The sequence below is a fragment of the uncultured Actinomyces sp. genome (assembly GCF_963526355.1).
Taxonomy (GTDB): domain Bacteria; phylum Actinomycetota; class Actinomycetes; order Actinomycetales; family Actinomycetaceae; genus Actinomyces.
Window position 1 is genome coordinate 70042 of the sequence record NZ_CAUROW010000003.1, and the last position, 25073, is coordinate 95114.

Here is a 25073-nt window from a genome sequence, read left to right on the forward strand (position 1 = left end):
CCAACCCATCATGCTCTTGCGAGGAAGGCCTGGGACTCCTCGTCGAGACGCTCGACGATCGCAGACGCCAGGGCCCGGTGCTCGCGCAACTGCGGATCGGCGGTCACGATTCGCTCGGCCTCGCGCCTCGCAGTCGCGATAAGACGCGCATCGCGAGTCACCCGCAGCAGGTCCAGACCGGAGGAACGTCCCGACTGCGAGGACCCCAGGACGTCGCCCTCACTGCGCAGGTCCAGGTCGGCCTCGGCCAGGGCGAAGCCGTCCGTGGTGGAGGCGAAGGCCTTGAGGCGGTGGAAGGCGGTGGAGCCAACCTCCGCACCGGTGACCGCCACGCAGACCGACTCCCGACCTCCGCGTCCGACCCGACCGCGCAGCTGATGAAGCTGGGACAGACCGAAGCGGTCGGCATCCAGGATGACCATCATGGACGCCTCGGGCACGTCCACGCCCACCTCGATAACAGTGGTCGCAACCAGGACCGGCGTGGCGCCGGAGGCGAAGTCAGCCATGACGGCAGCCTTGTCCTCGCTGCTCATACGTCCGGTGAGGACCCCGACGTCGAGACCGGCCAGGGCCGGCTCCGCACCCAGCCGTTGCCTCCACTCCTCGACGGCCGCCAGCGGGCGATCCGGACGCCGACCGGTCGCCTCCGGCTCCAGCAGGTCCGAAGCCCACGCGGCGTCCGCATCGGAGTCCTCCGCAGCCTCCCCCTGAAGAGGCTCGTCATCACCGACCTCGATCCGCGGGCAGACGACGTAGACACGCCCACCAGCGGCGATCTCCTTGGCGGCGCGTCGCCAAATGCCTTCCACCCAGGAGGTTCGCGACCAGGGCACCAGGTGCGTGGGGACGGGGCTGCGCCCGGCGGGCAGCTCGTCGAGGACGGAGGTCGCCAGGTCGCCGAAGACCGTCATGGCAATGGTGCGCGGGATCGGGGTAGCGGTCATGACCAGCAGGTGGGGGGTGTGGCGCTGACCTGTGGCCGGGTCGGTGACGCCGCCGCGCTCACGCAGGGCGTCGCGCTGGGCAACGCCGAAACGGTGCTGCTCATCGACGACGACCAGCCCCAGGAAGGGAATCTGCACCGTGTCCGACAGCAGGGCGTGGGTCCCCACGACGATGGCCGGCTCGCCTGCGGCCAGGTCGGCCAGGGTACGGCGGCGCCGGACGGCTGGGGTGGAGCCGGTCAGCAGATGGACCCGGGTGGAGCGTTCGGCGCCATCGAGCATCCCGAGACGGGCCAGGGGGCCGAGAAACGTCTCCAGGGAGGAGTGGTGCTGGGCCGCGAGCACCTCAGTGGGGGCCAGGAGGGCCGCCTGACCTCCGCCTCCGACCACCTGGAGCATGGCGCGCAGGGCCACGAGGGTCTTGCCACTGCCCACGTCACCCTGGAGGAGGCGCTGCATGGGGACGGTACTGGCCAGATCGGCAGCGATCTCCTGGCCGACCCGCACCTGTCCGGCGGTGAGGTCATAGGGCAGGGCGGTGTCGAGGTCGGCTCTCAGGGAGGCAGTCGCCTCCGGCTCCGGCCATGCCACCGCGGTCCGGGTGCTCTCGTGGTGAGCCCGACGCTGGGCCAGGGCCACCTGAAGAACGAGAGCCTCCTCATGGCGCAGCCGGCTCCGGGCGGCCTTCCACTGGCGGGCGTCCTCGGGCCGGTGCACCCAGCGGTAGGCGGTGTAGGCGTCGACAAGACCGGCCGAATGCCGTAGCTCGTCAGGCAGAGGCTCGGGGACATCATCCACCCCCAGCTGATCCAGAACGATCTGTACCGCCTTGGCCACCGACCATGAGGGGAGGGCCTCCGTACCCGGGTAGATGGGCATGGGACGGGCCAGGAGAGCCTCGCGCTCAGCCTCGTCGAGCTCATCGAGGACGTACAGGCGCGGGTTGGACAACTGCTTGCGTCCGCGATGGAGTCCTACCTTGCCGCTCATGAGCACGGTGGTTCCAGGCGCCAACTGGGTCGCGCGGGCGCGCATCTGACCCGCCGCGCCGAACTGGACGACATCCATGGTGGAGACGCCGTCGGTAACGGTGGCCTCCATGAGGGCCGGCGCCCGGCCGGAGCGGGTGCGCCGGGAGGAGGCCCGCACGATCTGGGCCTGGATGGTGGCCTGCTCGCCCTTGACGAGTAAGCGCATGTCGGTCAGGTCTCCCCAGGAGTCGTAGCGCCGAGGCAGGAGACGCAGCAGGTCGGCCCCGGTCTCCACCCCCTGCTTGGCGAGCTGGGCGGCGGTGCGCTTGCCCACGAGCCGGCTCAGCGGGCGCTGCAGGATGCCGACGCCACCACGACGCGGAGCGCAAGGCGAGCGATCAGTCGAACTGGGCACGGTCCCCACCATAATCCGAAGACGCCCCGGGTTCTCCCATACTCCTCAACAGTCGCCGACACGCATCAGTGACGTCACATCCAGCCAGTGGCTGCTCGGGCTACTCGATGGCGATAAGGACGTCGGGATGCTCCTGACCCCCGGCGTGGACGGCGACCTCCACGTCCTCACCGACCACCTGCCCACGAGCACCCACCGCCGCGCTGGCCGCCAGAGCCCCGACGTCACGACCGGCGTTGCGGCCGGTGATGACGGTGAGGAGCTCGTCGGAGGGCCGCAGCGCGGCGGCCACGACACGGGCTACGGCATCGGCATCGGCCTGAGCACCGTTGAGGGCAATGGTGCGCAGGCCTGCAGCGGCGCTCCAGGCGCGGCGGGCCAGCTCTGCCAACTCAGCCTCCTCGACGCGCCCCGCCAGAGCGACGGTGGCCGCCAGGACCCGGGCCTCGTCATCGGTGTCGCACACGAGGAGCTGAATGCCCTCGGCGGCGTATCGCTCCGACTGCGCCCCTGTCTGCATCCCGGCCTGAGCGGTCTCACGGGCACTGCCGCCTGCGCCCCTCGTCGCTCCGACCGGAGGACGGACGGCGGAGACGGCGGAGCGAGCCGCCAGGAACCGGGCGGCATCGTGGGCAGCCTCGGTGCAGGCGGCATCGCAGGGCAGCACGATGACCTGGGAGGCGCCCAGGTCCGCAGCGGCGCGGGCGATACCCTCCCTATCAGGATCGAGGACGACGGCAGCACCGGAACGGGCGAGCTGCTCGATGAGCCCAGGGGCGCGGGTGCAGGCGATGACACCGATCCCTGCCTGTCGCGATCGCGCAACCAGACGCGCCCCCTCCGCTGATACGGAGCGTGGCGCAGCAGCCTGGGAAGGGTGCATGCGTACCGATTTGGCCTTGCGCTTGGCTCGGCGGGCAGCCAGACGCTCAAAAGAGACCACCTGACCTGTGGGGTCGGAGACGATCGACCCCCACGGGGACGGGGGCTCATCGGTGGCGGCCACCAGGGCGGTGGGATGAAGGTGGTGGATGCAGATCTGACGGGCGCTGCCCACACGCGGCAGTGCGGCACGCGGCGTGTCGGTGTGGACGTGGACCTGATAGAGCCCCACCCCCAAGGCGTCAGGGGTGCCGACGACACCCACGGAGTCACCAACGTGTTCCAGGTCGCGACGCAGCTGCCCGGCCTGAACCGCAGTCGCCTCCAGCAGGTACATGACCTCGAACTCGCCGGTGGACATACCCAGGGGCGTAGGACCAACACCGTGCGCCACACCGCCCTCGGCCAGGTCGGCAAGCATCTGGCGGGCGACGGCCGTGTAGGGAGCGTGCTCGTCGGCGTCCTCATGGCCCTCGCGCAGCTCTGGCGCCTCATCCCCGCTGCCGACATCCTGGATCGCTTCGACGGTGTCCGACAAACAGGTCAGCAGCAGCATGAAGGCCGCTCCCCCGGCATCCACTGGGCCGTGTCCCAGGCCAGCGGTCTCCACGACGGACTCCTGAGAGCCGAAGGCGGCGGCAGCGGCGATCACGCTGAGGGTGGCGGGTGAATCGGCAGTCGCCTCCTCCAGCGCGGCCCGGGCGGCCGTGGCAGCGTCCCTGGCCACGGACAGCAGGGTGCCTGCCACCGGGCGGGAGACTGCTGCCCAGGTGGTATCCGCCATGGCCTCGTAGGCGTGGACGAGTTCAACGGGACGCAGACCGGTGGGGTCGGGGGCATCAGCGCAGACATCCGCGAAGGCGGCCAGCGCCTGGGAGACCAGGAGGCCCGAGTTCCCACGAGCACCGCGCACGGCACCGTCGGCTGCGGCGCGGGCGACTTGGGCGGCGTCTGCGGCCCGGCCCAGACGGTGGAGGGCGTCGGAGGCCGAACGCAGGGTGAGCAGGACGTTGGTTCCCGTGTCGGCATCCGGCACCGGGAAGACATTGAGGATATCGACAAGGTCCCGGGTCTGATCGGCGACGATCTCGGCCAGCGCGATCCAACGTCGCACTGCGGCCCCGTGCAGTGCATGGGCGTCAGGGACAGGAGTGGTGGAGCGGTGTCCTTGCGACTGCGCCATTTTCGCCTCCCCTGCGTCCTAGCCACGACCACACCATGCGTCTCACGCTGCGAACGCCTTATGTTCCGCTGCATGATCTGCAAACGTGCTGGCGTTCAGCGAGTCTGATTCACGGCCAGGCCGAGCCCCTGAATTGATTGTGCTTTCAGAGTACCTGCCTGAACACATTCCTCCCACCGGAGTGAGAACCGTCCACAACGGCCTGTTATGGGCGCAAGGAAGCCGATTGAACACCCGAACCACCGACACGCAGGTCAAACTGCGTACCACTGCACCCAACTGAAGCAAACATTCATCATATGGTGAGATCAAACACGTTTACGACCTAACGATTATGCATTTTCCACCCTCTGGACACGCCAACATGTGCCCGACCCCACGCTCCCCCAGCTTGGGAGGGCACCGATCGGTCCGCTATTGTTTCCGGGTTGCCCGGCGCCCCGCGCCTGGGCGGTAGGACCTGACGCCGGGCACCGTCCTGAGCGTTGAAGCATTGAAGATCAGGAGTGAGACCGTGGCTGCTGTGTGCGACGTTTGCGGCAAGGGCCCCATCTTCGGCAAGAGCGTCTCGCACTCCCACGTGCGGACCAACCGCCGGTGGAACCCCAATATCCAGCGTGTGCGTGCCCTCGTCAACGGCGCCCCCAAGCGCCTCAACGTGTGCACGTCCTGCCTCAAGGCCGGTAAGGTGACGCGCAACATCTGAGCGAACCGCCTCGAGCCCTTCGAGCGCGAGGCCGCCGCTGCGCCTGCAGTCGGCGGCCTTTGTCGTGCTTCAGGCCCATTCGAGAAGCGGTGACTCAGGTTCCGGCGAAGTGGTCCCACCCGGCGTACTCGCCAACCGGTTGTCCGCCTACGAGCACACCCGGCCGGTGGTCGAGTCCGTCGGCCCGCGGACTCCGAGGGGCCAGTACCCGCCCCATCACCACGGCGTCTGCCGGTAGATGCTCTGCGCAGTCCGCCGGAACGGTGGCGAGCATCCCGTGATCCTCTCCCCCGGTGAGCAGCCAGTCGCGGGCCAGGGCGCGTGCCGCCTGTCCTCGGCCGCCTGCCACGAGCGCGGCGACCGACTCGAGGAAGGAGGTCTCGGGCAGATTCCCCGGATCATTGAAGTCGATGACGACGCCGCTGGCCCGGGCAATCCGTCCGGCGTCGCGCAGCAATCCGTCCGAGACGTCCATCATGGAGGTGGCTCCGGCATCGGCCAGGGCGGGGCCCGCCGCCAGAGCCGGAGTCGGCGCCCGGAAGGCGGCCAGGCAGTCCCGGACCTGAGGCAGGTCCCAATACTGCTCCGCCGCAGTCCGCTTCCCAGCACTGAGCAGAGCCAGTCCGGCCGCACTGCGCCCGAGAGTACCGGCGTGGACAACGAGGTCGCCGGGACGGGCACCACTTCGCAGGACCGGCGCCCTGCCCTCGAGGTCGCCCAGGACCGTGACGGCCACGACCAGCGACTCCCCGCCACTGAGGTCGCCGCCGACGACGCCGGCCCCGCAGGACTCACAGCCCTGCGCCAGCCCCAGGGCGAAGTCCCGCACCCAGACCACCGGTGTGGCCGGCGGCATGACGAGGCCGACGACGAGCGCAACCGGCCGAGCCCCCATAGCGGCGGCGTCGGCGAGGTTCTGGGCCGCAGCCCTTGCACCGACATCGCGCCCCGAGGACCACTCGGTGCGGAAGTGGTGCCCCTCGACCAGGACGTCGGTGCTCACGGCCGTGCGTGCATCAGGGAAGGACAGGACGGCGCAGTCGTCCCCAGTGGCGATCGGAGCCTGAGGTCCACGCGGCAGGAGCGGGGTGATGACGGCGAGGAGCTCCTCCTCGCTGAGGTCACCGACCTGCGCAGTCTTGCCGCTGGGAAGAGCCGGTTCAGCGGTTGACATCGGTGGAGCGGGACAGGGCCAGCTCAATGAGCTCGGAGACCAAATCGGTGTACTCCAGGCCGGAGACCTGCCACATGTAGGGGTACATGGAGAAGGGAGTGAAGCCGGGCATCGTGTTGATCTCGTTGACCACCGCCTCGCCGGCATCGGTGAGGAAGAAGTCGACTCGGGCCAGCCCCTCACAGCCGACGGCCTCGAACGCCCGGGCGGCGGTGTCCATGATGAGAGACCTCTCCTCGGCGCCGATGCGCGCCGGGCAGACCATGGCGACGGCGTCATGGGCCAGATACTTGGTCTCGAAGTCGTAGAACTCGCCGGCGCCCTGGGAGGTATCCATGGCGATCTCGCCGGGCTCGGCCACGCGAGGGGCGTCTGCGTCGCGTCCCTCGAGGACGGCGACCTCGATCTCACGCCCCACCATGCCGCTCTCCACGAGGACCTTGGGATCGACGGCCCGGGCCGCCTCGATGGCACCGGGAAGCTGCTCGGGGCACTCGACCTTGCTGATACCCAGGGAGGATCCGGCTCGGGCCGGCTTGACGAACAGGGGGTAGCTGAGGGACCGACAGGCCTCCAGGATCGCCTCGGGGTCGCGCTTCCAAGCGTGTGGGCCGACGGCGACGTACGGGGCCGTGGCGATGCCGGCCGCCCCCAGGAGCACCTTGGTGACCTGCTTGTCCATACCCGCGGCACTGGCCATCACCCCGCAGCCGACGTAGGGCAGGCCCATCATCTCCAGCATTCCCTGGATGGTTCCGTCCTCCCCATAAGGCCCGTGCAGCAGCGGCAGGACCACGTCGACCTGGCCGAGCACCTGGGGGCCTGCGGGCGCGGCCACCGTGAGGTCGCCACCTCCCAGCGGGGCGGTGAGGACCCCCCGCCCCAGCCCGTCCGCGGTGATCCGCGCCGGCGGTCGGCTATCGCTCAGTTCGAGGGCGGCCGGGTCGTCCTCAACGAGCAACCACTGGCCCTCACCAGTGATGCCCACAGGGAGGACCTCGTAGCGATCACGGTCGATGGCCGACAGGACCCCGGCGGCGGTGGCGCAGGAGATCGTGTGCTCACCGCTACGGCCGCCGAAGACGACGGCGACACGCACCTTGGAGTTGTCAGGACTGGGAACGGAGGGGCCGGTTTCCTGGAGGTCTGTCATAGGTCCCACGCTACCGCGCGAGGCCCCGTATGCTGATAACACCCTGAGATCCTGAAACAACACGGGGCACCCCGTCGCCCCATCAGAAGGAGGCAACAATGCACCGACGCAGCCCCGTCGTACCACTCACCCTGCTGGCAGGCACGGCCCTGATGCTCAGTGCCTGCACACTGGATACGCCATCATCCACCGCCACCCTCACCGGCTCCTCCACCACCCCTACCGCCGCCAAGACCGGCTCCTCCACCACCGCGACACCGGACGCAGCTCCCGGAGCGACGAGTAGCGCGCCGTCGGGCACCCCGGAGGACAACAGTTCGGAGGCCCCCGACTGGGGTTCCGGCTCCCAGGGCGAACAGGCCGCCGAGGGCAGCACCCTCACGGTCTCCGACCTCAGGGTCGGAAACCACCCGAAGGAGGGCTTCAGCCGGGTGGTGGTGGAGTTCGACGGACAAGGGGCGCCGGGCTGGAACCAGCCGCAGTGGGACGTCCCGGCCTACACCTCGGGCAAGGGAGATCCGATCACGGTTCAAGGGGACCATACGATGGTGGTCCGAGGCACTGGTGTGGCCGCCGTGCCCCCGGACGGGCAGAAGAAGATCGGCCATCGACAGATCACACCCACCGACTACGCAAACGACGGCAGCAGCATCGACTCGGTCTACATCGACCCCGGTTTTGAGGGCGAGTTCCAGGTGGTGCTGGGCACCGACTCTCAGACCTACCGCATCTTCAACCTGTCCAACCCCACACGCCTGGTCATCGACATCGCCCACGACTGAACCAGGACTGAACCCGCCCACGACTAGCCCCTCCGCTCCAGCACCAAGACGGCGTCCGCACGTGGCAGTGGCAGGCGTCCTACCGTCTACGTCTCCGACGGGGCGGCATGCACGCCCTCGGCCTTGCGGGGGCGGGCCAACAGCGCGTCAGTTACCTGGGCAACGCTGGCGGCGCCCTCGACAACGGTGACGACTCCTGCGGTGATCGGCATGTCCACGCCGTGGGACCGGGCCAGGTCGAGGACGGCGCGGGCGGACTTGGCGCCCTCGGCCACGCCCCGAGAGGCCGCGGCGGCTTCAGCCACGCTCATCCCCTGACCGAGGTGGCAGCCGAAGGTCTGATTGCGGCTCAGGGGTGAGGAGCAGGTGGCCACCAGGTCACCCATACCGGCCAGCCCGGAGAAGGTCTCAGGACGGGCGCCGAGCTTCAGGCCCAGGCGGGTGATCTCCACCAGGCCCCGGGTGATGATCGTGGCCTTGGAGTTGTCCCCCAGCCCCCGGCCCGAGGCGGCTCCAACGGCCAGGGCGATGACGTTCTTGACCGCCCCGCACAACTCGACGCCCAGAACGTCGGTGTTCGTGTAGGGGCGGAAGGTACCCGTGGCGCACATGGCGGCGACCCGGGCAGCGACCTGCTCGTCGTCGGCGGCGACCACGGTGGCGGTGGGCTGTCCGGCGGCGATCTCGTCGGCGAGATTGGGCCCGGAGACGACGACGACGCGGGAGCGGTTGATGCCCAGGACCTCGACCAGGACCTCGCTCATTCGCAACCCGGTGCCCAGCTCGACCCCCTTCATGAGGGAGACGGCCACAGCGTCGTCGGCCAAGGCACCACGGAGAGGTTCAAGGACCCCTCGGGCCTCCTGGGAGGGCACGGCCACGACGACGACACCCGCCCCCTTCACGGCCCCGACCAGGTCGGTGGTGGCCGTAACCTCAGGGGGCAGACGGTGGCCGGGGACATAGCGCTCATTGGTACCGGCATTGATCTCGTCGGCCACCTCCTGACGCCGGGCCCAGATCGTCGTCGGGGTGCCGGCCTGGGCCAGGAGGCCGGCGAAGGTGGTGCCCCAGGCGCCCGAGCCGATGACGACCGCCCGATGCGCCGCTGCATGGCCGATACGTCTCGTCCGGTTCACTGTCCGGCCTCCTGACTCTCTCCGGCCTCAGACTCCTGGCCACTCGACTCAGGTAGAGGGTCGGGGCGGCGCACACCGATCCTGCCCTTGCCGGGGTCGCCGTCGTAGTGCATGTCAAAGGGCCGGGGGGCCTTCTCACCCCTGAGCCCCTCCACCAGGACGGTGATGGCCCGCATGATCTCAGCGGTGCAGGCGCGCACGGCCTCGCGGTCCTGAGTGTCCCTACCGAATCGGGACAGATCCATCAACTCGCCGAAGACGACACGCACTTCCTTGCGCGGGAAGGGGTGGAGACGGCGTCCGTAAGTGTCCAGGATCTCATGTGCCCCCCACTGCCCCATGGGCAGGACGGGTGCACCACTGGTCATGGCCAGCCGGGCCGCCCCGGTCTTGGCGACCATCGGCCACTTGAGAGGGTCGCGTGAGAGGGTACCCTCAGGAAAGATCATGATGGCTCCGCCGTCAGCCAGCACGTCACCTGCGGCCTTGAGAGCGGCGGCGGCGTTCTGGGTGCCCCGTTGGACCGGGATCTGGCCGCCGGCCCGCAGGATCGAGCCGAGTACCGGAACCTTGAACAGGGTGGACTTGGCCAGGGAGTAGACCGGCACGTCAGCGTCGACCAGGGCGCGCATGGCCGTGAGCGAGTCAAGATCGGTCAGGTGGTTGGCCACGGCGATGAAGCCGCCCTCACGAGGGATGTTCTCCAGGCCGGTCACCGTCTGCCGGGACACCATCTTGAGGAACGGGATGATCGCCCCGCGTGCGGCGAAGCGGTAGAACGGAGTCATGGGGCGTGTTGAAGGCACGGGTGAACTCTATCCGCTCACGAAGCCCATCCGATCCCGAGCCGCGCCAGACCTCCCTCGCCCCGGTCAAGACCGCGCACGTGCCGACGAGTGACTCAGTCGTCTCAGCTCAGGCAAGGCGGGTGACAGCGGCGTTGAGGGACTCCAGCTTGGACATGAAGTGCTCGTAGCCGCGGTCGATGAGGTTGACGCCCTCGACCCGGCTGGTGCCCTCGGCGGTCAGGGCAGCGATGAGGTGGGAGAAGCCACCGCGCAGGTCGGGGACGACGATATCGGCCCCAGTCAGCGGCGTGGGCCCGGAGACGACCGCGGAGTGGTAGAAGTTGCGCTGGCCGAAGCGGCACTCGGTTCCACCCAGGCACTCGCGGTAGACCTGGATGGTGGCCCCCATCTTGCGAAGGGCGCCGGTGAACCCGAAGCGGTTCTCGTAGACGGTCTCGTGAACGATGGACAGGCCCTGGGCCTGGGTGAGCGCCACGACGAGAGGCTGCTGCCAGTCGGTCATGAATCCGGGGTGGACGTTGGTCTCCACCACGATCGAGCGCAGGTCACCGCCGGGGTGGTAGAAGCGGATGCCCTCGTCAGTGACGTCGAAGGCGCCCCCCACCTTGCGGAAGGTGTTGAGGAAGGTGGTCATGTGGCTCTGGTGGGCTCCGCGCACGAACACGTCCCCACGAGTGGCCAGTGCGGCCGAGGCCCAGGAGGCGGCCTCGATGCGGTCGGGCAGGGCCGAGTGGGTGTAGCCGCACAGCTCGTCGACACCTTCAACGTGGATGGTGCGGTCGGTGTCCACCGAGATGATGGCGCCCATCTTCTGCAGGACGTCAACCAGGTCCATGATCTCCGGCTCGACAGCCGCGCCCCGCAACTCGGTCAGCCCGCGGGCGCGCACGGCGGTGAGCAGGGTCTGCTCAGTAGCTCCGACTGAGGGGTAGGGCAACTCGATGACCGTGCCGTTGAGGCCGGCGGGGGCGGTCAACCGGATGCCCTGGGCCTGCTTGTCGACGATGGCGCCGAACTGGCGCAGGATCTCCAGGTGGAAGTCGATGGGGCGGTCGCCGATGCGACACCCGCCCAGGTCGGGGATGAAGGCCTCCCCCAGGCGGTGCAGGAGCGGGCCGCAGAACAGGATCGGAATGCGCGAGGAGCCGGCGTGCGCGTCGATATCGGCCATGTGTGCGGACCCGACCTTGGAGGAGTCCAGCTGGAGGACGCCCTCACGCTGGTCGTAGTCGATGCTCACACCGTGCAGGCTCAGCAGCCCCGAGACCACGTCGACATCCCGGATGAGGGGAACGTTGCGCAGAACCGAGGGGGATGACCCCAGCAGGGCCGCCACCATCGCCTTGGGAACCAGGTTCTTGGCTCCGCGGACGGTGATCTCACCAGTCAGCGGGCGACCGCCCTCGACCTGGAGCAGACCGTCGACCATGCGCACCTCCATGACGTCATCTGGGCATGCCGTGCGCGTTGAGCCGGGTACCCATCCTCGCGCGGGCGCGCAAGGCCGTCCCAGCATAAGCGCAGCGGAGGGGCTCCCAGTGCCGTTTTCCTGCCCGCATCAGGTGGCCTTCGACTCACAGTAAGTCTCGATCAATATGCAAGGATGTCACATCAAACCCGATGAAAACCGATGAATACGGCCGGTACCCGCCCCGGACTCGGCCACCCCGGCCGCCCTCAAGGCCGGGGCATGTCCACAGCTCGGGCCGGAACAACCTCCTGGGCGGGCAGATGCCTGGCCGGCTGGGTGCGCGGCTTGAAGGCGGGGCGGGCCTCCTCGTAGTCACGGATGGCGTCCTCCTGGGTGAGGGTCAGGGAGATGTCATCGAGCCCCTCCATGAGGATCCAGCGCACATAGTCATCAATGGTGAAGGCGCAGCGGAACGCTCCGGCCTCGACCGTACGGTTCTCCAGGTCCACCGTCACCTCGGTGCCCGGCTCGGTCTCGAGGATCTTCCACAGCTGCTCGCAGTCCTCCTGGGTCACGACCCCGGCCACCAGTCCCTGCTTGCCGGCGTTGCCGCGGAAGATGTCAGCGAAGCGGGGAGCCAGGACAACCTTGAACCCGTAGTCCTTGAGCGCCCACACGGCGTGCTCCCGCGAGGAGCCCGTGCCGAAATCAGGACCTGCAACGAGCACCGAGGCCCGTTTGTAAGCGTCCTGATTGAGGATGAAGTCGGGCTCACCGGCCCGCCAGGAGGCGAACAGGGCGTCGTCGAAGCCCGTACGGGTGATGCGTTTGAGGTAGACCGCCGGGATGATCTGGTCGGTGTCGACGGCGCTGCGCCGCAACGGGGCACCGATGCCTGTGTGTCGGATGAACTTGTCCACAGTCTCTGAGCTCCTTGCCTCTGTCTGGTCGTCTTCGTGCACAGGGCCCGGACGCTACAGGCCGGTCGTCGGGTGCACGGTGGCCGCCGGCTGCGGCACCGCCGAGACCACTGGGATGTCGACAGCATCCAGCGCCCGGTCGTCGCCGACGCAGTCCACGGGGCGCGGAGGCAGGTCCCCCGGTGCCGACAGGGCCCCGCGCACGGCGGTGGCCGCTGCGACGACGGGTGAGACAAGGTGGGTGCGTCCGCCCTTACCCTGACGCCCTTCGAAATTGCGGTTGGAGGTGGAGGCGGCACGCTCCCCGGCGGAGAGCTTGTCGGGGTTCATGGCCAGACACATGGAGCATCCGGCGTTGCGCCACTCGGCCCCGAAACTCGTGAAGACCCGGTCCAACCCCTCGGCCTCGGCCTGAAGGCGCACCCGGGCGGAGGCGGGCACCACGAGCATACGCAACCCGTCGGCCTTCTTGCGTCCGCGCACCACCTCTGCGGCGGCCCGTAGGTCCTCGATACGGCCGTTGGTGCACGAGCCGATGAAGACGGTGTCGACCTTGATGTCGCGCAGGGGCGTTCCCGGAACGAGATCCATGTACTCCAGGGCCCGCTCAGCGGCCAGCCGCTCGGTGGCATCGGCGATGCTCTCGGGGTCAGGGACGGCGGCGGACAGCGGTAGGCCCTGTCCAGGGTTGGTGCCCCAGGTGACGAAGGGCTCGATGTCCTTGGCCTCGAGTACCACCTCGGTGTCGAAGACGGCGTCGGGGTCGGTGCGCAGACCGGACCAGTACTCCACGGCGGCGTCCCAGTCCTCGCCGACGGGTGCGTGAGGGAGGCCCCTGAGATAGTCGAAGGTGGTCTGGTCAGGGGCGATCATGCCGGCTCGGGCCCCGCCCTCGATACTCATGTTGCAGACCGTCATGCGGGCCTCCATCGAGAGCTGCTCGATGGCGCGGCCGCGGTACTCGATAACGTGCCCCTGAGCCCCATTGGTGCCGATCTTGGCGATGATGGCCAGGATGATGTCCTTGGCCCCACTGCCCGAGGGCAGGTCGCCGTCAATGGTGACGCTCATTGTCTTGAAGGGAGCGATGGGCAGGGTCTGAGTGGCCAGGACGTGCTCGACCTGAGAGGTACCGATACCGAAGGCGAGCGCCCCGAAGGCGCCATGGGTGGAGGTGTGGGAGTCGCCGCAGACCACGGTCATACCGGGCTGGGTCAGCCCCAGCTGCGGACCGACGGCGTGGACGATGCCCTGGTCGGCATCCCCCAGTGGGTGCAGACGTACCCCGAACTCGGTGCAGTTGGCGCGTAAGGCCTCGATCTGGGCACGGCTGGTGACGTCGGCGATGGGGAGGTCGATATCGAGGGTGGGAGTGTTGTGGTCCTCGGTGGCGATGGTCAGGTCAGTACGGCGAACCCTGCGTCCGGCCAGACGCAGTCCCTCGAAGGCCTGGGGGCTGGTGACCTCGTGAACCAGGTGGAGGTCGATGTACAGCAGGTCGGGGGCGCCATCGCTACCCTTGGACACCACATGATCACGCCAGACCTTCTCGGCGAGAGTCATTCCCATCGACTTCATCCTCTCAGAAACAGCTGATCGCAACCACGCCGGCCTCACAAGCCCGCGAGACGCCGTGCAGACCGCAAGAGGCGGCCGCGCCTCCTCTGACGCCGCAGGTTCTTACCCGGCCCCAGGATGCTGACACGGTGCCGCTTCCGGGGCCGACCCTAACTTGAAATCTCATACCTTGAAATGTCAGTATCAGAGTATGGACGGCTCCTTAGACAACGATAGCAGCGGCGTCGGCGTGATCGACAAGGCGGCCCTGGTGATGAGCGCACTGGAGTCGGGACCTGCGACTCTGGCCCAGCTCGTGTCCACCACCCATCTTGCCCGCCCCACGGCACACCGCATCGCGGTCGCCCTGGAGTTCCACCGCCTGGTCACCCGCGACTCCCAGGGGCGCTTCATCCTGGGCCCCAGGCTCACCGAGCTGGCCTGCGCCGCGGGCGAGGATCATCTCCTGGCCGCCGCCGGACCAGTGCTGGCGGCTCTGCGCGACAAGACCCACGAGTCCGCACAACTCTACCGCCGTCAGGGTGACGTGCGCATCTGCGTGGCCAATGCCGAGCGCCCCATCGGGCTACGTGACTCCATCCCCGTGGGCGCCACCATGTCCATGCAAGGCGGTTCCGCCGCCCAGGTGCTGCTCGCCTGGGAGGAGCCCGACCGCCTGCACCGCGGTCTGACGGGCGCGCGCTTCACCGCCACCATGCTCTCGGCGGTCCGACGTCGGGGCTGGGCCCAGTCGGTCGGGGAGCGGGAACCCGGAGTTGCTTCGGTCTCGGCGCCGGTGCGTGGGCCGGGGGGCAAGGTCGTAGCGGCAATCTCAATCTCCGGGCCCATCGAGCGCATGGGCCGTCAACCAGGCCGCACCCATGGACACGTGGTCGTGGCGGCAGCACGCCGCCTGTCCGAGGTTCTGCGCAACAACGACGAGAGCTGACTCCCGTCCCCGTGCGGGCCGGAGGACGGCACAGAGCACCACCGAGACCGGAGCGAGGCCGGAGAGGACCTCGATAGACTCCCAGTATGCGACGCACCCTGCTGGTCACCAACGACTTTCCCCCCGTTGTGGGCGGCATCCAGTCCTACCTGGACGATTACACCCAGCGCCTGCCCCCCGCCGACCTCACCGTCCTGGCATCCACCCCGCCCGAGGGCCTCCAGGCCGCCGAGACCTTCGACCGCAGGGCACCCTTCGACGTGGTGCGTATGCCCACCCATATGCTCCTACCAACCCCGGACGTGCGCAGGCGCATGCAGCAACTGATTCGCGATCGAGGCATCGAGACCGTGTGGTTCGGCGCCGCCGCACCGCTCGGCCTGCTGGGCCGCGCAGCGAAGCGGGCCGGCGCGACCCGCGTGATCGCCACCACTCACGGACATGAGGTCGGTTGGGGGATGATACCGGGCGCCCGCCAGGCACTGCACCGGATCCTCCGCGACGCCGACGTGGTCACCTACATCTCTGACTACACGCTGGGCAGGCTCCGCCCCCATATGCCGCACGGTCAACAGGTACTCCGTCTCCCCAGCGGCATCGACGTCGAGCGTTTCCGTCCCGACGCCGAGGCCCGCTCGGCCCTACGGGCCCGTTACGGCCTGGGTGAGGCCCCGACCGTCGTGTGCGTCTCACGGCTCGTGGCACGCAAGGGCCAGGACTCGCTGATCGAGGCCTGGCCCCGGGTGATCGAGCACCTCCCCGGAGCCAGACTGGTAATCGTGGGCTGGGGCTCCTACGCCAAGAGGTTGGCCATGCTCCGCCGCACCTCGCCGACACGAGGATCGATCACCCTCACCGGCGAAGTGACTGTCGCCGAACTACCCGGTCATGTCGCGATGGGTGATGTCTTCGCCATGCCATGCCGTACGCGGAGAGGCGGTCTCGACGTCGAGGGGCTGGGCATCGTTTTCCTCGAGGCCTCGGCCACGGGGCTGCCCGTCATCGCCGGTACAAGTGGTGGTGCACCCGAAACGGTGGTCGAGGGGACCACCGGCGATATCGTCGACGGTCGCGACCAGGACGCCCTGGTGACAGCGCTGGTCCGCCAGCTGTCGGACCCGGCGCTGAGAGCTCGGATGGGGGCTGCGGGGCGAACGCTGATGCAGGAGCGATGGACGTGGCCCCCCCTGGTTGCGGGTCTCATCAGAGCGATCGACGCACGGTAATCGACGCGCGACCCAGCGAGGACACGATGAGACTCGGGAGGTCAGCAGTGGTCGAGACCAGTGAGACGGTTAGGCACTGTGCGAGGCACGCCCGACACGCAGCTGGGCGATCGCGGTCTCGAAATCCTCCAAGGAACTGAAGTCGGAGTAGACGGAGGCGAAACGCAAGTAGGCGACCTCGTCGAGGTCGCGCAGCGGCCCGAGGATCGCCAGACCCACGTCGTGGGACTCCACGAGGGCCTGTCCGGTCGCCCGGATCGACTCCTCCACCTTGTGGGCCAGCAGGGCAAGATCGTCATCGGAGACAGGACGGCCCTGGCAGGCGCGCCGCACCCCGACCATCACCTTGTCACGACTGAAGGGCTCAACAGCACCGGAGCGTTTACGGACCGACAGACTGGCAGTCTCCAGGGTGGTGAAGCGGCGCCCGCACTGCTGGCACTCACGACGACGACGGATCGAGGTACCGTCCTCCGCAGTCCGGGAGTCCACCACGCGCGAGCCGTCGTGACGGCAGAAGGGGCAGTGCACGCCTGCGACCTCCGATCTCACAGAACTACCCATCGGTCCATCGGAGAGTAAACGCCCGGCGGGCCACCCCGCAAGCCTGCCTCACAGTACGACCCGCATATCAACAGACCCTCAGCCGACTGGGACCTCAAGGGTCTGCCCAGAGTGGACAGCGGCGCTCTGCAGGCCGTTGAGACTCACAATCCGAGCCACCATTGCGGGGACGTCTGAGGTCCCGCTCGCTGCGGCGATCTCCCACAGGGACTGGCCGGGACGGACCACGGTGGTAGTTGTCCCCACGGCCCCCTGAGCGAGCATTGCTGTGGAGCTCGGAGCAAGCAGACCTACCAGACCTCCCAGCATGAGTCCGCAACAGATGAGCACGATCGCGGCGATAACAACGAGGAGCCCACCGCGATAGCGACGCAGGTCGGCTCCGAAACGCAGGCCCCGTTCCTGCCGTCCCCGGGACGGACCAGCACTGGCATCCGCCCGACTCTTCAGCGGTGCACCATCACGACGGACAGTACTCTCACGCAGTCTGGCCGCCCGTACAGCCGGGTGCTGCGGCGCCAGTCTCTCCAGCTCCGGCCGATGACCACGCAGGACGGCGGGACGGGAAGGACGACGCACCGGCAGTACCGGCAGTGCCGGCGACATGGTGTCGTGGGTCACCGCGGGGCGAGACATATCGTCATCGACCGCACGGAGAGTCGGAGCCTCCGGGACGAAGCCGGCAGTCACCAGCCGCAGGCGAGGCCGAGAGGAGGCCCTCACAACAGCCTGCTCACCGGAACGCCCAGGCACCTGCCCGGTGGTACGTCCACGGGTTCGGGTCCGAGACGCCGGACGAGGCAAGGACGGGATGGCGATGACGCTCACAACTACCTCCTGAACACATGTTCGACGAACGTTTGTTCGACACACTAGCGCCCAAACGGCGACACGTCCAGCATTTCTTCGAACATGTGTTTGAATCGCGGTCGTCTCACCGTTAGGCTTGTTGCATCCAAGACGATCACAGACCACCGACATCTATTCCGCGCCCTTAACACCTGCGGGTCCGAGGGCTGTCCGGCAGGAAGAGGCAGGACCATGAGCAGCACGGCACAACGGGGCACCTCACCGGCATCGGTCCCGCGCACCGGCGCAGACGCCTCCGAAGCCGTCACCGCGGCCATCGACAACCTCGACAAGCGCGCTCGGGCGGTCTACGAGGCGGTCCGCGAGGCCATCGCCGCCCATGGCTATCCGCCCTCGCTGCGGGAGATCGGTGAGCAGGTGGGTCTGACCAGTCCCTCCTCCGTCAAGCACCAGCTGGACAAGCTCGAGCGCCTGGGGCTGGTGCGCCGAGACCCCAATCGCCCTCGGGCGATGGAGGTCGTCGCCGGCAGCACTGACGCTCGCGCAGATGTCGCCGGCGCCACCGCACTCGTCGCCTCGCCCGAAGCCCCTCGGATCGCGGGCGTTGAGGACGGAGACGCAGTCGCTGTGCCGTTGGTGGGACGCATCGCGGCCGGAGCTCCGATCCTGGCCGAACAAGACGTCACCGACGTCGTGGCCCTGCCGCGGCGCCTCACCGGCGAGGGAGAGCTCTTCATGCTGGAGGTGCATGGGGACTCGATGATCGAGGCTGCCATCTGCGACGGCGACTGGGTCGTCGTGCGCTCGCAGCCTGACGCGGCCAACGGCGAGATCGTGGCCGCCATGGTTGAGGACGTCGATGGCACCTCAGCGACGGTCAAGGTGCTCTCGCGTCGCGACGGCCACCAGTGGCTGCTCCCCCGCAACTCCAACTACGCGCCGATCGACGGCGACCATGCCACGATCATGGGCAAGGTGGTCACGGTACTGCGGTCGTTGTAGAGCCCGTTGTAGAACTCATTGTCCGCCCCACTCGTGGCCAAACCCGGTTCGATACACGGTGAGGGCCCGCCCGGTGACCGGGGCGGGCCCTCAGCGACTGACTGGGAGTAGGACTCGGATAGAGCTCAGTAGCCCAGACCGCGCGCAACCTCGCGCAGGTGGTCGGCGGAGGCGGTCAGGCGCTCCTTCTCATCGGCGGTCAGGGGCAGCTCGAGGCGACGCCCAGCCCCCTCACGACCCACGATCGTGGGAACGGCCATGCACACATCAGAGATGCCATGCCAGTCCTCCAGCAGCGGTGAGACGGTGAGCACCCGCTGCTCGTCATTGAGGACGGCACCGATGATGCGCTGGACAGCCAGTCCAACGGCGTAGTTGGTCGCACCCTTGCCCTCGATGATGCGGTAGGCGGAGCGGACCACGTCATGGGCGATGCGCTCACGCTTGGCCTCGTCGAACACGCCGCCGTCGAGGGTGGCGCCCCACTGGGTGATCGGTACGCCACCGATCTCGGTGGAGGACCACAGGGGAACCTCGGAGTCGCCGTGCTCACCGGCGATGTAACCGTGGATGTTCTGGACGGCCGTACCGGTCTCCAGCGAGATGAGGTACCGCATGCGGGCCGTGTCCAGTACTGTTCCGGAGCCGAATACCTGGTTCTCGGGCAGACCGGTGATCTTCTTGGCACAGTAGGTCACCACGTCCACCGGGTTGGCCACGAGGACGAAGATGGCGTTAGGGGCGACCTCCACCAGCTTGGGAAGGATCTTCTCCATGATGCCCACGGTGGCGCCGGCGAGCTCGAGACGGGACTGGCCGGGCTTCTGCTTAGCACCGGCGGTGATGGCGATGACGTCCGCGTCGCGGCAGATCTCGGGATCGTCGGAGCCTGAGACGGAGCCGGCGGAGGTGAACTGGATTCCCTGGGCGATGTCGAGGGCCTCGGCCTCGACCTTCTCCTTGACGATGTCCTGCAGAACGACCTCGCGGGCAACGCCCTTGGTCACGCAGGCGTAGGCGAGGGTGGAGCCGACGGCCCCGGCTCCGATGACGGCGACCTTGGAGGGACGGCCGGAACGGTTGGTGGGGTAGGAGCCTTCAGCGGTAGTAGTGATGTGGTCTGACACGTTCTTCTCCTCAATGGGATCTGCTGGGCAGGACCGCAGGGGCACAAGCACCCGCTCACTCCAAGCCTACGTGCCGATCCTACTGAGGGGCACATACCTAAGGGCCCAGCCGGCAGGTTCACTCCTCTCCCGGAGCACCGGAGTGTGCGGACAGACGTCTCAGAGCGGCCCGGACCACGTCGGGCTTCGTCGTCGGCCATAGAGCGGGCATCGAGCGGGCGAGGAATCCTCCGTAGCGGGCGGTGCGCAGGCGCGAGTCGAGGACAGCCACCACGCCGCGGTCCTGGCTGCGACGGATGAGGCGGCCAGAGCCCTGTGCGAGCAGCAGGGCTGCGTGGGTGGCGGACACGCTCATGAACCCGTTGCCTCCGGCGGCAGTGACGGCGTCGGTGCGGGCCTGGGCGAGCGGGTCATCGGGGCGGGGGAAGGGGATGCGGTCGATGACGACGAGCCGGCAGGTACGTCCGGGTACATCCACGCCCTGCCACAGTGACAGGGTGCCCACCAGGCAGGCTGCCTCATCGTCGGCGAAGGCCTGCACCAGGGTGGGTAGCTGATCGTCCCCCTGAGCGTATACGGGCAGGTCGGTGGCTCCGCGCAGCACCTCGGCGGCCTCCTGGGCTGCCCGCTTGGAGGAGAACAGGCCCAGCATGCCACCTCCGGAGGCCTCGACCAGCGCGAGCATCTCATCCAGGGCGGCCTCGGAGATGCCGGCACCGGGGCGGGGCAGGTGGGCTGCCACGTAGAGGATGCCCTGGCGGGGGTAGTCGAAAGGAGAGCCGACGTCAACGCCTCTCCACGGCTGCTCCGCCAGGGACAGTCCCAGGGAGCGGGCCATGGGCTCGAAGCTGTCCCCCAGGGCGAGAGTCGCCGACGTCATGACGCTGGCGCGGCCGTCAAGCAGGTGGTTCGCCACAGATCCGGCAACCTCGATGGGGGCCAGGAGGAGTCGTGGGGGCTCGGCACCCATGCGGGGACGCTCGATCCAGGCGACGTCGCGGCCCTGGGCCACCGAGTCCGAGGTCATGCGGTCCAGGGCGTCGACCAGGTCCGCGATGGCGGTGCGAGCGACCGCCAGGCCTCCGGCGGCCTCACTGGAGCGGTCACGACCCACGGCGCGGGCCTGGTCGCGCACGTCGGAGGCGACCTGGCGGGCGGCGCCGGCCAGAACCACGAGCGCGTCGTGCAGGGCGGTGGGCAGAGACGCCCCCAGCCTGCCGTCGGGCAGCTCGGCCAGCGCGAGCTGGAGGGTCTGGCCGGCGGACTCCAGCTCGCTGACCAGCACGGAGGCATGCTTGCGGGCGGTGGCGACTGTACGCGCCACGGCGGCCGCCGACAGGGCGATGGTGCCCTGGGAGCGGATGCGGTCGGCCAGTTCATGGGCCTCGTCGACAATGAGGACCTGGTGGTCGGGAAGGACGCCGGGGTTGCCGGCGACAACCACGCCGAGCATGGCGTGGTTGGTCACCACGAGATCGGCCCGGGAGGCGGCGGCGCGCGCCAGATCGGGGAAGCACTCGGACTTCAGGGGGCAGGACTGCCCCAGACACTCGGCCCGGGAGACGGCTACCTGGGCCCAGGCGCGCTGGGAGACGCCGGGGACGAGGTCGTCACGGTCACCGGAGTCCGTCCTGGCCGCCCACTCGCGCAGGCGGACCACCTGCTCCCCCAGGCTCGCGTCGACCCCGTGCCCGGCGGCCGGTTGGGCGATGGCATCACCGACGCCGAAGAGCGCGGCCTCGTCCTCGTCCTGCGGATAGCCGCCGTTCAGGCGGTGTCGGCACAGATAGTTCTGCCAGCCCTTGAGCAGAGCCACCTCGGGGCGGGTGCCGGTGACCTGCTCGACGGCGTCAGCAGCCAGGGGTGCGTCCTTGGTGAGGATCTGCCGCTGAAGGGCCAGGGTGGCGGTGGAGACCACGACCCGGTGACCGGCCTGTACGGCGTGGGCCATGGCGGGGATCAGGTAGCCCAGCGACTTCCCCGTTCCGGTACCGGCCTGCACCAGGAGGTGAGTGCCGTCGGCCACCGACCGGGCGACCTCACGCACCATGGTGCTCTGCCCCAGGCGGGGGCTGCCGCCCATGGCACGCACCGCGGTGTCCAGGATGTCCAGGACCTTCCTGTCACTGGGGCCGTCGGGGCCAGGCCGGTTCGGCCGGCCCGGCTCGGTTCGGGTCACGGTGGGCTCAGCCGACTGAGGCGCCGGCGGCGTCCTCGATCTCGACCGCCAGGGCGGCACCGACGCGGGCCACGATGCGGGTTCCCGTCTCGACGTAGTCGACGGTGTCGATCTCGCCCTCGGCGTGGACCCTGGAGACGAGGTCTCCGCGGGAGTAGGGCACGACGACGTCGATACTCACCTGAGGCCGGGGCAGCATCTGCTCGACGCGGGCTCGGAGCTCCTCGATTCCCTTCCCTGTACGGGCAGAGACCGTCACCGCTTCGGGAAGGCGGGTGCGCAGTGCCGCCAGGGTGACGGCGTCGGCGAGGTCGGTCTTGTTGAGGACGATGAGCTCGGGCACGTCCAGGGCTCCGGGGATCTCGGACAGGACGGTGCGTACGGCCGCCACCTGGCTGAGGGGGTCGGGGTGAGCAGCGTCGACGACGTGAAGCACGAGATCGGCTCCGGCCACCTCCTCCAGAGTGGAGCGGAAGGCCTCGATGAGCTCGTGGGGCAGGTTGCGCACGAAGCCGACGGTGTCGGTGAGGGTGTAGGTGCGCCCCTCGGAGGTCTCGGCCCGCCGCACGGTGGGGTCGAGCGTGGCGAACAGGGCGTCCTCGACCATGAGGCCGGCCTCGGTGAGCCGGTTCATGAGGGAGGACTTGCCGGCATTGGTGTAGCCGGCGATCGCAACCGACGGGATGGCACCGCGTCGGCGCGAGCCGCGCTTGGTCTCACGGGAGGGGGCCATGGCCTGGATCTCTCGGCGCAGGCGGGCCATGCGCTGGCGGATACGACGCCGGTCGAGCTCGATCTTGGTCTCACCGGGGCCGCGTGATCCGATGCCCTGGCCGGCGGCCACGCGACCTCCGGCCTGACGGGACATGGACTCGCCCCATCCGCGCAGGCGCGGCAGGAGGTACTCGAGCTGGGCGAGCTCGACCTGGGCCTTGCCCTCACGGGACTTGGCGTGCTGGGCGAAGATGTCCAGGATGAGGGCGGTGCGGTCGACGACCTTCACGCCGACGACGTCCTCCAGGGCGCGTCGCTGGGAGGGGGCGAGCTCGCCGTCGACGATGACCGTGTCGGCTCCAGCGGCGGCCACCGCATCGGCCAGCTCGTGAGCCTTGCCGCTGCCCAGGTAGGTGGCCGGGTCGGGGTGGTCGCGCCTCTGGATGAGGGCGTCGAGGACCTGGCTGCCGGCGGTCTCGGCCAGGGCGGCCAGCTCGCGCAGGGAGGTGCCGGCGTCCTGGAAGTCGCGCTCCCGAAGACCGCTGCCGCCCGGCGAGGAGCCATGAGGGCGGGGCAGCTCCAGGCCGACCAGGACGACCTTCTCCAGGCGGACCTGACGGTACTCGACCTCGCTGACGTCCTCCAGCTCGGTGGACAGTCCGGCCACGCGGCGGCGCGCGGCGCGGGCCTCGCGCTCGAGGACGCCGTCGTCGGCGCCGTCCTGGTAGCCGGTCGCCCGCTCCTCGTGCTGGGCGGCAGTGGAGGCCAGGGCGGTTCCGGTTCGGGAGAGGACCCGAGCGACGACATCGCGCACATCGCGACCTTCTTGAACGTCGCAGACGTCGTCGGGGATGGAGGGAGTACTGCAGTGGTGCTGGGTCACAAAAAGTCCTTCGTCGTATGCCTGCGCCCCTTCGATGGGGCGCGATAACTCGTCTGGGGGCGGCTTCTACCGCCGGTTCAGCGCATACGAAGGATCCACATGGGGGCGATGCTACTGCCCACGGGCCTGCGAGGCCACCCGAGCGCTCAGGCGGCGCGTCGGGCCAGCAGCGGGGTGAGGAGGAGCCCCACGGCGAGCAAGACGAGTGTCGGCCACAGCCGGTCCGTCTCGACACCGGATGCCGTGGGGGCGACGAAGGCCGTGGCGACCGTCCCCAGAACAGCACCGCCGGCCGCACCGGCGATCGTCACGGCGGTGGCGGCCTGGGCGTGAGTGATGCCGTCGGGCTCGGCGGGATCGGTGACGATGCGGTTCATGGTGTCCAGGTGGGTCAGGCCCATGCCGATGCTGGCCACGCCGTAGCCCACGGGCAGCCCCCACCAGTCCGCCTTCTCCAGGACCGCGACCACCATGATCATGGTTCCGACCACGAAGAAGACCGCGGCCAGCGTGGTGCGACGCCGGTAGGCCTGCGGCTCACGCGCCGGACGTGCCCCGCAGGCGATCGCGACGACCGACCAGCCGATGCCGCCTGCGGTGAGCGCCCAGCCGGTCTGGGTCGGGGTCAGGCCCAGGACGTCGTGGGCGCTGGGGGCCACCAGGTAGTCCAGGGTCAGGAAGAAGGCGCACACCCACAGCAGGGTGGCGATGCCCGCGCGCCGGCCGGCCGCCAGGCACAGGGTCCCATCCGGCAGGACGCGCGAGCAGGACCAGAGCACCAGCGCGGTGCCGACGACGACGCCGGGCCAGAACCAGGGGCTGGAGGCGCGCAACGCCCCGATGATCGCCACACCTGCGGCCATGGCCCCGGCGGGCAGCCACGGGACCGTCTCATCGCGATCCGTCTCCTCGTCCAGCCTGAGGTCGCGGATCTGACCGGCCATGACGGCACGGGCCGCGAGGAGTACGGGCAGGTAGACCACGAGGGCCCAGCGCCAGCCCCAGGAGGCGCTGACACCGGAGGCGTAGACGGGGCCGGCCAGGGCCGCCACGACCCACATGCCCGATCCTCCCGCCAGGCACAGCCGCCTCCAGGCGTCGGGCAGGCCGGTGACCATGACCCCCATGGTCGCTGTCGCGAGCGCCCCGGCGGCCAGGCCCCGCAGGATCTCCCCGAGGACGTAGACCTCGACGTTCGGGGCGAGGACTCCGACGACGGCGCCGGACACCAGCAGAGTGGTCAGCACCGTCATCAACCGAGCGGGACGCCAGCGGGTGAGCATGGCCCCGCCCAGGGGCATCGTGAGGAAGGCGGGGACCTGGGCCGCAGCCGTCACCAGTCCGTAGGCGTTACGGGCGCCCATCTCGGTGGCCAGCAGCGGCAGGACCGTCTGGTTGAGGTAGACCTGCATGCCCGCCAGCAGCTCGACGACGAGTACCGCCAGCGCCAGATGCCCCGTCCTTGAGCCGAGGAGCGCTCCGAGCGACGGCCCCGGAGGCGCCTCCCGTTGGCTTCTCCGATGTGCTACCGGACCTTCCGACACGGGGTCGGATGGTAGCGGAGACATCG

Annotated in this window: 20 protein-coding genes; 5 read left to right on the forward strand and 15 right to left on the reverse strand. The window is 69.1% G+C overall.

Features of this window, described 5'->3' with window-relative positions:
- Positions 1 to 8 precede the first annotated feature (8 nt).
- Together RWR81_RS02000 and RWR81_RS02005 are read right to left on the reverse strand one after the other, a co-directional pair.
- Positions 9 to 2264, reverse strand: a complete 2256-nt coding sequence (locus RWR81_RS02000; RefSeq protein WP_314453722.1) for an ATP-dependent DNA helicase RecG — start codon at positions 2262 to 2264, stop codon at positions 9 to 11.
- Positions 2265 to 2433: 169 nt separating this feature from the next.
- A complete protein-coding gene (locus RWR81_RS02005; protein WP_314453645.1) occupies positions 2434 to 4398 on the reverse strand; it encodes a DAK2 domain-containing protein in 1965 nt (654 codons plus the stop codon).
- Between the two features lie 514 nt (positions 4399 to 4912).
- Between RWR81_RS02005 and rpmB the strand changes: the two genes are divergently transcribed.
- Positions 4913 to 5104, forward strand: coding sequence for a 50S ribosomal protein L28 (gene rpmB, locus RWR81_RS02010; protein WP_003785965.1), 192 nt, complete (start codon positions 4913 to 4915; stop codon positions 5102 to 5104).
- Between the two features lie 94 nt (positions 5105 to 5198).
- Here the strand turns inward: rpmB and RWR81_RS02015 are convergent, their stop codons facing one another.
- A complete protein-coding gene (locus RWR81_RS02015; RefSeq protein WP_314453648.1) occupies positions 5199 to 6278 on the reverse strand; it encodes a thiamine-phosphate kinase in 1080 nt (359 codons plus the stop codon).
- The gene (locus RWR81_RS02020) at positions 6265 to 7431 is read right to left on the reverse strand and encodes a D-alanine--D-alanine ligase family protein (protein WP_314453651.1); all 1167 of its coding nucleotides are present in this window, start codon (positions 7429 to 7431) and stop codon (positions 6265 to 6267) included. The genes RWR81_RS02015 and RWR81_RS02020 overlap by 14 nt, the downstream gene beginning before the upstream one ends.
- A gap of 98 nt (positions 7432 to 7529) precedes the next feature.
- Here RWR81_RS02020 and RWR81_RS02025 point away from each other — a divergent pair, with 98 nt between their 5' ends.
- Positions 7530 to 8213 (forward strand): AMIN domain-containing protein, encoded by a 684-nt coding sequence (locus tag RWR81_RS02025; protein ID WP_314453654.1) that lies wholly within the window; start codon positions 7530 to 7532, stop codon positions 8211 to 8213.
- An 86-nt stretch (positions 8214 to 8299) separates the two neighbouring features.
- Here the strand turns inward: RWR81_RS02025 and RWR81_RS02030 are convergent, their stop codons facing one another.
- From RWR81_RS02030 to leuC, 5 genes are all read right to left on the reverse strand, one after another.
- Positions 8300 to 9352: an NAD(P)H-dependent glycerol-3-phosphate dehydrogenase gene (locus RWR81_RS02030; RefSeq protein ID WP_314453657.1), complete on the reverse strand. Its 1053-nt coding sequence runs from the start codon at positions 9350 to 9352 to the stop codon at positions 8300 to 8302.
- Positions 9349 to 10140: a lysophospholipid acyltransferase family protein gene (locus RWR81_RS02035; protein WP_314453725.1), complete on the reverse strand. Its 792-nt coding sequence runs from the start codon at positions 10138 to 10140 to the stop codon at positions 9349 to 9351. Before RWR81_RS02035 ends, RWR81_RS02030 begins: the two co-directional genes overlap by 4 nt.
- 127 nt (positions 10141 to 10267) lie before the next feature.
- Complete coding sequence (gene murA / locus RWR81_RS02040) at positions 10268 to 11590, reverse strand: UDP-N-acetylglucosamine 1-carboxyvinyltransferase (RefSeq protein ID WP_314453660.1); 1323 nt, start codon at positions 11588 to 11590, stop codon at positions 10268 to 10270.
- 248 nt (positions 11591 to 11838) lie between these two features.
- Entirely contained in the window at positions 11839 to 12492 is a 654-nt protein-coding gene (gene leuD, locus RWR81_RS02045; RefSeq protein WP_314453663.1) for a 3-isopropylmalate dehydratase small subunit, read from the reverse strand.
- 54 nt (positions 12493 to 12546) lie between these two features.
- Positions 12547 to 14061 carry a 3-isopropylmalate dehydratase large subunit gene (gene leuC / locus RWR81_RS02050; RefSeq protein ID WP_314453666.1) on the reverse strand — a complete coding sequence of 505 codons (1515 nt, stop codon included), beginning with the start codon at positions 14059 to 14061 and terminating at the stop codon, positions 12547 to 12549.
- Between the two features lie 199 nt (positions 14062 to 14260).
- Between leuC and RWR81_RS02055 the strand changes: the two genes are divergently transcribed.
- Together RWR81_RS02055 and RWR81_RS02060 are read left to right on the forward strand one after the other, a co-directional pair.
- Positions 14261 to 14998: an IclR family transcriptional regulator gene (locus tag RWR81_RS02055; protein WP_314453668.1), complete on the forward strand. Its 738-nt coding sequence runs from the start codon at positions 14261 to 14263 to the stop codon at positions 14996 to 14998.
- Positions 14999 to 15084: 86 nt separating this feature from the next.
- Positions 15085 to 16224 carry a glycosyltransferase family 4 protein gene (locus RWR81_RS02060; protein WP_314453670.1) on the forward strand — a complete coding sequence of 380 codons (1140 nt, stop codon included), beginning with the start codon at positions 15085 to 15087 and terminating at the stop codon, positions 16222 to 16224.
- A gap of 69 nt (positions 16225 to 16293) precedes the next feature.
- On the opposite strand, the gene nrdR is transcribed toward RWR81_RS02060, so the two are convergent.
- Both nrdR and RWR81_RS02070 read right to left on the reverse strand, forming a co-directional pair.
- On the reverse strand, positions 16294 to 16788 hold the full coding sequence (gene nrdR / locus RWR81_RS02065) for a transcriptional regulator NrdR (protein ID WP_314453671.1): 495 nt from the start codon (positions 16786 to 16788) through the stop codon (positions 16294 to 16296).
- 78 nt (positions 16789 to 16866) lie between these two features.
- Positions 16867 to 17616 (reverse strand): LysM peptidoglycan-binding domain-containing protein, encoded by a 750-nt coding sequence (locus RWR81_RS02070; protein ID WP_314453672.1) that lies wholly within the window; start codon positions 17614 to 17616, stop codon positions 16867 to 16869.
- Between the two features lie 213 nt (positions 17617 to 17829).
- Here RWR81_RS02070 and lexA point away from each other — a divergent pair, with 213 nt between their 5' ends.
- Complete coding sequence (lexA, locus tag RWR81_RS02075) at positions 17830 to 18600, forward strand: transcriptional repressor LexA (RefSeq protein WP_314453674.1); 771 nt, start codon at positions 17830 to 17832, stop codon at positions 18598 to 18600.
- Positions 18601 to 18725: 125 nt separating this feature from the next.
- On the opposite strand, the gene RWR81_RS02080 is transcribed toward lexA, so the two are convergent.
- The 4 genes from RWR81_RS02080 to RWR81_RS02095 all read right to left on the reverse strand — a co-directional run bounded on the left by RWR81_RS02080 (position 18726) and on the right by RWR81_RS02095 (position 25071).
- Positions 18726 to 19727, reverse strand: coding sequence for an L-lactate dehydrogenase (locus RWR81_RS02080; RefSeq protein ID WP_314453675.1), 1002 nt, complete (start codon positions 19725 to 19727; stop codon positions 18726 to 18728).
- 118 nt (positions 19728 to 19845) lie between these two features.
- The gene (locus RWR81_RS02085; protein WP_314453678.1) at positions 19846 to 21906 is read right to left on the reverse strand and encodes an ATP-dependent DNA helicase; all 2061 of its coding nucleotides are present in this window, start codon (positions 21904 to 21906) and stop codon (positions 19846 to 19848) included.
- A gap of 7 nt (positions 21907 to 21913) precedes the next feature.
- Positions 21914 to 23503 carry a GTPase HflX gene (gene hflX / locus RWR81_RS02090; RefSeq protein ID WP_314453679.1) on the reverse strand — a complete coding sequence of 530 codons (1590 nt, stop codon included), beginning with the start codon at positions 23501 to 23503 and terminating at the stop codon, positions 21914 to 21916.
- Between the two features lie 146 nt (positions 23504 to 23649).
- Entirely contained in the window at positions 23650 to 25071 is a 1422-nt protein-coding gene (locus RWR81_RS02095; protein ID WP_399497841.1) for an MFS transporter, read from the reverse strand.
- Positions 25072 to 25073: the final 2 nt, after the last annotated feature.

Bases quoted from the DNA above. Each gene is read 5' to 3' on its own strand.
- nrdR (WP_314453671.1), bottom strand. From the start codon at position 16,788: ATGGGTAGTTCTGTGAGATCGGAGGTCGCAGGCGTGCACTGCCCCTTC.
- RWR81_RS02055 (WP_314453668.1), top strand. From the start codon at position 14,261: ATGGACGGCTCCTTAGACAACGATAGCAGCGGCGTCGGCGTGATCGAC.
- RWR81_RS02060 (WP_314453670.1), top strand. From the start codon at position 15,085: ATGCGACGCACCCTGCTGGTCACCAACGACTTTCCCCCCGTTGTGGGC.
- RWR81_RS02025 (WP_314453654.1), top strand. From the start codon at position 7,530: ATGCACCGACGCAGCCCCGTCGTACCACTCACCCTGCTGGCAGGCACG.
- RWR81_RS02095 (WP_399497841.1), bottom strand. From the start codon at position 25,071: ATGTCTCCGCTACCATCCGACCCCGTGTCGGAAGGTCCGGTAGCACAT.
- murA (WP_314453660.1), bottom strand. From the start codon at position 11,590: ATGGTCGACGGTCTGCTCCAGGTCGAGGGCGGTCGCCCGCTGACTGGT.
- RWR81_RS02020 (WP_314453651.1), bottom strand. From the start codon at position 7,431: ATGACAGACCTCCAGGAAACCGGCCCCTCCGTTCCCAGTCCTGACAAC.
- leuC (WP_314453666.1), bottom strand. From the start codon at position 14,061: ATGGGAATGACTCTCGCCGAGAAGGTCTGGCGTGATCATGTGGTGTCC.
- RWR81_RS02015 (WP_314453648.1), bottom strand. From the start codon at position 6,278: ATGTCAACCGCTGAACCGGCTCTTCCCAGCGGCAAGACTGCGCAGGTC.
- RWR81_RS02005 (WP_314453645.1), bottom strand. From the start codon at position 4,398: ATGGCGCAGTCGCAAGGACACCGCTCCACCACTCCTGTCCCTGACGCC.
- RWR81_RS02035 (WP_314453725.1), bottom strand. From the start codon at position 10,140: ATGACTCCGTTCTACCGCTTCGCCGCACGCGGGGCGATCATCCCGTTC.
- lexA (WP_314453674.1), top strand. From the start codon at position 17,830: ATGAGCAGCACGGCACAACGGGGCACCTCACCGGCATCGGTCCCGCGC.